This window comes from Psychrobacter sp. TPE 89C (assembly GCF_055522395.1).
This window is the reverse complement of record NZ_JBVFXW010000012.1, coordinates 64,927-71,506: the sequence shown is the minus strand read 5'-3', so window position 1 is coordinate 71,506 and position 6,580 is coordinate 64,927. Positions and strand designations below refer to the sequence as shown.

The following is a 6,580-nucleotide window of genomic DNA, read 5'->3' as shown; positions in this document are numbered from 1 at the left end:
ATATTTATTTTAAAAAGATACTTATTTTAGAAGTATATTTTTTTTAGAAAGACATTTATTTTAGAAAGTTACTTAGCACTACCATCAGGCAAGACATTGCTAATTGCGCTTATGGCTGCACATAATATTATGTGCAGCCATAAGCATGAGAATTGGCTCTTGCAAATGACCTATCATGTGACAGCTTTGACAAAAGCTAGGATAATACAGTAAGGCACGGTTATGAGCACAGCATACGACGAGATCAAAACCCGACTACAAGGCTCAATGGTAGCTTTGGTAACGCCCATGCATCCTGACGGCAAGGTTGATTATAAACGTTTGGCAGATCTCATAGATTGGCAGATTGAACAGGGCACCCATTGCTTAGTTGCTGTCGGTACCACTGGTGAGTCAGCGACACTGTCTATGCAAGAGCACAGTGATGTGATTCGCTACTTTGTGCAGCATGTCAAAGGTCGTGTACCTGTCATTGCTGGTACAGGCGCCAACAATACAATGGAAGCCATCAAGCTGACTCAAGATGCAGCCGATGCGGGTGCAGACTGCACATTGCTCGTAGCACCTTACTATAACAAACCACCTCAAGAAGGTTTGTTCCAACATTATAAAGCCATTGCTGAAGCGGTAAATATCCCGCAGATGCTTTATAACGTACCAGGACGCACAGTCGTTGATATCGCCCAAAATACCGTTGAGCGTTTATGTGATATTGACAATATTGTGGCCATTAAAGATGCGACCGGCTCTGTCAGCCGCGGCGAGCAATTAATTAAAGCCGTTGGTGATAGAATGGTTGTGCTGTCAGGTGATGACGGCACTGCGCTAGAGTTGATGAAATTCGGCGGTAAAGGTAACATTTCAGTGACGGCCAACGTCGCACCGAAAGCGATGAGCGAGACGTTTACGGCTGCGCTCCGTGGTGACTTTGACGCTGCTAATAAAGTACATGATATCGTTAAACACTTACATCGTGACTTATTCATCGAATCAAGCCCTATCCCAGCTAAGTACGCCTTACATAAAATGGGCATAATCGATAAGGGCATTCGCCTACCATTGGTTTGGCTAGCGGAGCAACATCATGCGACTATTGATGAAGCATTGGTTCGTGCTAACTTAATATAGATTCGTTTGAATTTGCTATAAAATTGAGCGCTATAAATGCTAAGTCAGTCACTGATGATAGGCTTAGCGATATCTATATGACTTCATACACACGATAAGCCAAATAAGCAATCATTGCTAACTCAGAGAGATAATATGATGAACAGCTCATCAACGACCACAAAAATATTCCCTGCGATGCTGACCTTGATACTAGGAAGTACCTTAGTATTGAGCGGCTGCCAAGCGACTAAAAACTTACTTGGTAAGCGTGACAACGGTAGCTTAGAGTATCAGCAAAGCAAAAAGCTTGCGCCAATAGAGCTGCCAGCTGCTACAGAAACAGCACCTTTCGTACCCTTATACGCCACACCTGACGCAGGTGCAAATACGCTAAAACTAGCGAACGAATCTGGTAGCCAGTATAAATTACCACAGCCTCAGCGTGCTGTAAGCGGTCTTCCGAATTAAAACTATTTCCCTATTTTTACCGTTGGTTTTTTATACTTGTTGATTTAACTATTAACACTGTTATACAAACACTAGCGGTAGCTGCGCGTTTTTACCACATAAGCTTGAACGAACAGGAACTCTCATAATGCAAAAGCAACAACTGCTGTATAAAGGTAAAGCCAAATCTGTCTATGAAACAGAAGACAATGATCTTTTGATTTTACATTTCCGTGATGATACATCAGCGCTTGATGGTAAGCGTATTGAACAGTTAGCACGCAAAGGCGTGGTCAACAACCGTTTCAATGCTTTTATTATGCAAAAGCTGGCTGATGCTGGCATCGAAACGCATTTTGAAAAGCAATTGTCTGAAGACGAAGTGTTGGTCAAACGCCTAGATATGATTCCGGTTGAGTGTGTCGTACGTAACTTTGCTGCTGGTAGCTTGGTTCGTCGTTTGGGTTTAGAAGAAGGCCAAGCATTGACGCCGCCTACTTATGAGCTATTTTATAAAGACGATGCGCTTGGTGATCCAATGGTCAATGAGTCACTATCTGTATCTCTTGGTTGGGCAACTGAAGCACAATTAGCAAGAATGGAAGAGCTGACTCATCAAGTGAATGATGTATTAAAAGCATTGTTTGATGCAGGCGATTTGATACTGGTTGATTTCAAGCTAGAGTTTGGTGTGTTCCATGACCGCATCGTTTTAGGTGATGAGTTCTCTCCAGATGGCTGCCGTATTTGGGATAAAATCACCAAGAAAAAATTGGATAAAGACCGTTTCCGCCAGTCACTAGGTGATGTGATTGAAGCTTATGAAGAAGTGGCTAACCGCATTGGTGTCCCATTAAGCTAAGCGATTAAGTTTCATAACATAAAATAAAAGACTGAGCCATGTGCTCAGTTTTTTATGGCATCATATTACTATTGGTACCCTAGTGAGGGCTTGAATCTTCGGTTTTAGATTAGTGGTATCAACGTTTTAACTTGCTGAGATAGCCATAGTGTACTTCATGTTGTACCTACCATATATATTTTATCTATGATCGGTGCGCTATACAGGCATCGAGCTGCCAGTATTGTATGTGAAGTTAATAACCATGAAGTATATTGTCGCAGCATAGTTATCGTTCAATGACACAAATAGGATAACCGCCTGGATTCTTGCCACCGCCTAGATCCAAGCAAATATCATCGTAATAAAATTCATGAGCTTTGATGCCTAGCCAAAATGCAAAAATAGCGGTGACAGCAATCATGATTATCATCTTATTATTCATATAGAGATCCTAGGTAAACAAGTAACTACAACGATATTTATTTGGATATATCTTATACGAATTAGAAATTAATAGAGCTGTAGCGTGTTCTCATGCTTTGTTTTTTGTAAGGTAGGTCAAATTATGAGTAAATATACCCCAACGGAATCAGTCTATTTCACCCTTCAAACCTATTAATAGACCAATTAAAACAGACTGCGATTTTTATCTATTTATCAGTAATACTTAATGACGAAATCCTCTTTATCCATAAGTATTGATGCTTAATACGCACTATCAAGATTAGCCTTTTGGATATAGATTTATAGCTTAACTCGTATAAAAATCAAACATAGCATAAACATTGTCCTCAATATCTTATCTTAATTTTGTGCTAATTTATTAATACTTGTTTATTAGTATTTGGTCATGTCAATTAGATGATAAAAATAAGAAAAGGTTTCGCTAATGTCTACTGCCTCGTCAACTGTTTTAGCACCTGATTGGTTTACGCGTCCAACTTGTGTAGTCGCTGCTGACTTGGTTGGCAAAGTGCTCTGTAGAAAATTGATAGATACCGATGGCACCGTGAAAATACTGCGAATGCGTATCTCAGAGACCGAAGCTTATATCGGTGAAAATGATCCTGCCTGTCATTCCCATGCAGGCACAAGAACCTCACGTACTGAAATCATGTATGAGCAAGGCGGTGTGTTCTATGTCTATTTGACCTACGGCGTACATCATATGCTTAACTTAATCAGTGGTGCTGCAGAATCGCCAGAGTCGGTGTTGATACGGGCTGGATTTTTGACAGAGGATAGTGATCGTCTAGTTGACGAGCAACTACTTAGCTCAGACAAACAGCTTAGCCATCCCAAGCAGTTTGCTGGCCCTGGAAAGCTAACCAAGCGATTGCAAATTGATCGTGATTTATATGGCAAGGTGATTAGCCTAGCGTCAGCCGTTTGGATAGAGGATGATGGATGTCAGCCACCAATATCGCTGCGCCCACGTATTGGTATTGACTATGCAGGTGAAGCAAAAGACTGGTTATTACGTTATGTGTGGACTGACCATGCTTCTTTATCCAAAAAATAGTATCGCCTGTAGATTGGATACTTTATTTTGAATGTATTTTATGAGATTAATGTAGAGAGGATAGACGATATGTATAAGCTCACAGTTTTTATCCCAGAATCTGCTCTAGATCAGGTGAAGTCTGCTTTGTTTGCTGCTGGTGCAGGCACCATTGGTAATTATGAGCAGTGCTGTTGGCAGGTAAAGGGAACAGGACAGTTTATGCCATTATCAGGTAGTACGCCGTATATCGGTACACATGATAGCTTAGAAACGGTCGATGAATGGCGAGTTGAAATGGTGGTTGACGAAGCATTTATCGATGCTACTATTGCTGCGTTAAAAGAGGCGCATCCATATGAGACACCAGCCTACGATGTGATAAAGGTCTTAGATTTCTAGGGCGTGTCCTCATTTTAAAAATGGTGATAAAAATGAGATAAATCGCAGACAAACAAGGAAAATAGCGCAGATAATATCGAGATATTAGTCAGCTATTTGATGCCGTTTGGCAAGATTTAGCCATTTTTAACCCATTTAGATAACTATCGATTGAATTGAGGACACGCCCTAGTATTTGAATTGAAGATATACTCTGTGCTTGCATAATAAAGTGAAAAAAAAGGTCAAATATACCAAGAGCTGGTTTATTTGACCATAGGCATCAAGAGGTGAACGATGCCAAAAGTTTATACTCGTATCTATACTATAAGATACGAATGTTGTGAATAGTAGTGGTGTTGAAACCTAGTCTTTCTTCACCTTAATGACATTTAAATTAGGGTAACCAAGTAGTATTTCATAATCTTGTGAGCCACGTCTTGCTTCGATTTCAAACACGCCGCGATTGTTCTTTTCTTCAAGCTCAATATCTTTTACACGGTAACCCATCGCACTAACTTTTCTGACCGCTTGTTGTTTGATCGCTGGGTAGCGGGATTCTCTTGTAATATTACCTTCAATATCATCATTTTTATGATGCTTACTGTCTTTATGCTTCCCATTGTTTTTATATTTGTCTTTTTTATCATGGTCTTTTTCGTATCTGTCATCTTTTCCAGTAGATGACCATGATTTCTTGTCTGAGCTGACTAGTCTTAGGTCAGGATACGTATACTTAAGCTCATAGGCTTGTTTACCTTTAGTGGCATAAGCTGTAAGTATCTGACTGCCTCGATAATTGCTAGCTTGAATGTCTCTGACATTATAACCCTTGCGACGTAAGTCTTGACGTAGCTGCTGACTAACGCGGTTGACGTTATTGTTACTTGTATTACTATCACGGTACACAGGGCGATTTTCATAAGGGGAGGCGATAGTGGTACAGCCGACCATCGTGCCCAACAAAGCAACTGCAAGCCCTGATGAAAGAATCGTTTTTACGGTGGAGCGTTGTAATGTTCTCATAATGAATCTTCCTATTATTTAGTATAGCGCAGCGACTGTGAATTTTTTAACTATGTTTTCTTAACTTGGTATGCTTAATTTGAAGAATTTGATGCCTAATATATTGATACTTACTATCATACTGGCGAAAATACCTTGCCTAGTAACTGCATTTTAATAATTCAGCTAGTAATGAAATATTTCCTTACATTATCAATCATAAGGTATAAAGCTTGGTGTTAGATGTCATTTACGTTAAGAAGTTGTAAATGAATAGAATTTGGATATATTGATTTGAAGGCAAGCTATTACGTGACATCATCTAAAGATGTTCAACTAATAAAATACTCAACCAATAATAAGGGAAAAAATGCTACTCAAACTCATTCTATTTTCAGGATTTGCAGGTGTAACGGTATTTATCGGTGGGTTATTGGCTAATATCTTTAACCATCATGTTAAAGACAGCCCTATTAAATATCAGGTGGTGCATACCCTAATGTCGTTTGGTGCGGGTATTATATTGTCTGCATTGGCCTTGGTTTTGGTGCCCAAAGGTATGGAGGTACTCAGTATTTGGGGAGTGATAGGATCGTTTTCATTTGGTGCTATCTTGTTTATGTTGATAGACCGAAAGCTAGCATCGTCAGGCAGCCAGCAAGCAACGTTGCTAGCGATGATGATGGATTTTGTACCAGAGTCTATTGCTTTAGGTGCTGTCTTTGCTATCGAACCACAAATGGCATTGTTATTGGCTATTTTTATTGGTTTACAAAATCTGCCTGAATCCTTTAATTCGTTTCGCGACTTAGTGCGCAGCGGTTTTAGTGTACGAAAGACATTGATCATATTTTTTGGTTTGAGCTTTTTTGGGATTATATCTGCACTGATCGGGCATTTTTTGCTGAGTCAGCATCCCAATATTACTGCTCATCTAATGATATTTGCCAGTGGGGGTATCTTGTATTTGTTGATTCAAGACATCATCCCTGAAAGTAAATTAGACAATAATTATCTGACGTCACTGGGTGCTTCACTAGGATTTTTGGTCGGCGTGGTCGGTGAAATGGTCATTTAGCCATTTAAAAGCAAGACAAATTGGCTCATTATTAAAATACGTGTAAGCATATGCTTACACGCAATGACGCTTATGCGACTTAACATCAGGCTAGGAATTGGGCATTATAGTCACACGGCATTAGGAAATGTGACTCAAGGATTGAGTTGACCGCATTAAGGATAATGACTGACTTATTAGCATCAGGATGATAATAATAAGTGAGGTAAGGACA

Annotated in this window: 8 protein-coding genes; 6 read left to right on the top strand and 2 right to left on the bottom strand. The window is 39.8% G+C overall.

Annotated features, from left to right (window positions below):
- The first annotated feature begins 222 nt into the window (after window positions 1–222).
- The 3 genes from dapA to purC all read left to right on the top strand — a co-directional run bounded on the left by dapA (window position 223) and on the right by purC (window position 2,419).
- Complete coding sequence (gene dapA, locus ACZW67_RS05940) at window positions 223–1,128, top strand: 4-hydroxy-tetrahydrodipicolinate synthase (RefSeq protein ID WP_465182518.1); 906 nt, start codon at window positions 223–225, stop codon at window positions 1,126–1,128.
- 135 nt (window positions 1,129–1,263) lie between these two features.
- Window positions 1,264–1,578 (top strand): hypothetical protein, encoded by a 315-nt coding sequence (locus ACZW67_RS05935; protein ID WP_227680760.1) that lies wholly within the window; start codon window positions 1,264–1,266, stop codon window positions 1,576–1,578.
- 127 nt (window positions 1,579–1,705) lie between these two features.
- Window positions 1,706–2,419, top strand: a complete 714-nt coding sequence (gene purC / locus ACZW67_RS05930) for a phosphoribosylaminoimidazolesuccinocarboxamide synthase (protein WP_110921975.1) — start codon at window positions 1,706–1,708, stop codon at window positions 2,417–2,419.
- Between the two features lie 268 nt (window positions 2,420–2,687).
- On the opposite strand, the gene ACZW67_RS05925 is transcribed toward purC, so the two are convergent.
- Entirely contained in the window at window positions 2,688–2,843 is a 156-nt protein-coding gene (locus ACZW67_RS05925) for a hypothetical protein (RefSeq protein WP_465182517.1), read from the bottom strand.
- Window positions 2,844–3,290: 447 nt separating this feature from the next.
- On the opposite strand from ACZW67_RS05925, the gene ACZW67_RS05920 reads away from it, so the two are divergent.
- Both ACZW67_RS05920 and ACZW67_RS05915 read left to right on the top strand, forming a co-directional pair.
- Entirely contained in the window at window positions 3,291–3,923 is a 633-nt protein-coding gene (locus tag ACZW67_RS05920; RefSeq protein WP_465182516.1) for a DNA-3-methyladenine glycosylase, read from the top strand.
- Window positions 3,924–3,992: 69 nt separating this feature from the next.
- Window positions 3,993–4,304 carry an NGG1p interacting factor NIF3 gene (locus tag ACZW67_RS05915; RefSeq protein WP_465182515.1) on the top strand — a complete coding sequence of 104 codons (312 nt, stop codon included), beginning with the start codon at window positions 3,993–3,995 and terminating at the stop codon, window positions 4,302–4,304.
- Between the two features lie 345 nt (window positions 4,305–4,649).
- On the opposite strand, the gene ACZW67_RS05910 is transcribed toward ACZW67_RS05915, so the two are convergent.
- A complete protein-coding gene (locus tag ACZW67_RS05910) occupies window positions 4,650–5,309 on the bottom strand; it encodes a hypothetical protein (RefSeq protein WP_465182514.1) in 660 nt (219 codons plus the stop codon).
- Window positions 5,310–5,658: 349 nt separating this feature from the next.
- On the opposite strand from ACZW67_RS05910, the gene ACZW67_RS05905 reads away from it, so the two are divergent.
- Complete coding sequence (locus ACZW67_RS05905) at window positions 5,659–6,366, top strand: ZIP family metal transporter (RefSeq protein ID WP_465182513.1); 708 nt, start codon at window positions 5,659–5,661, stop codon at window positions 6,364–6,366.
- Window positions 6,367–6,580 lie beyond the last annotated feature (214 nt).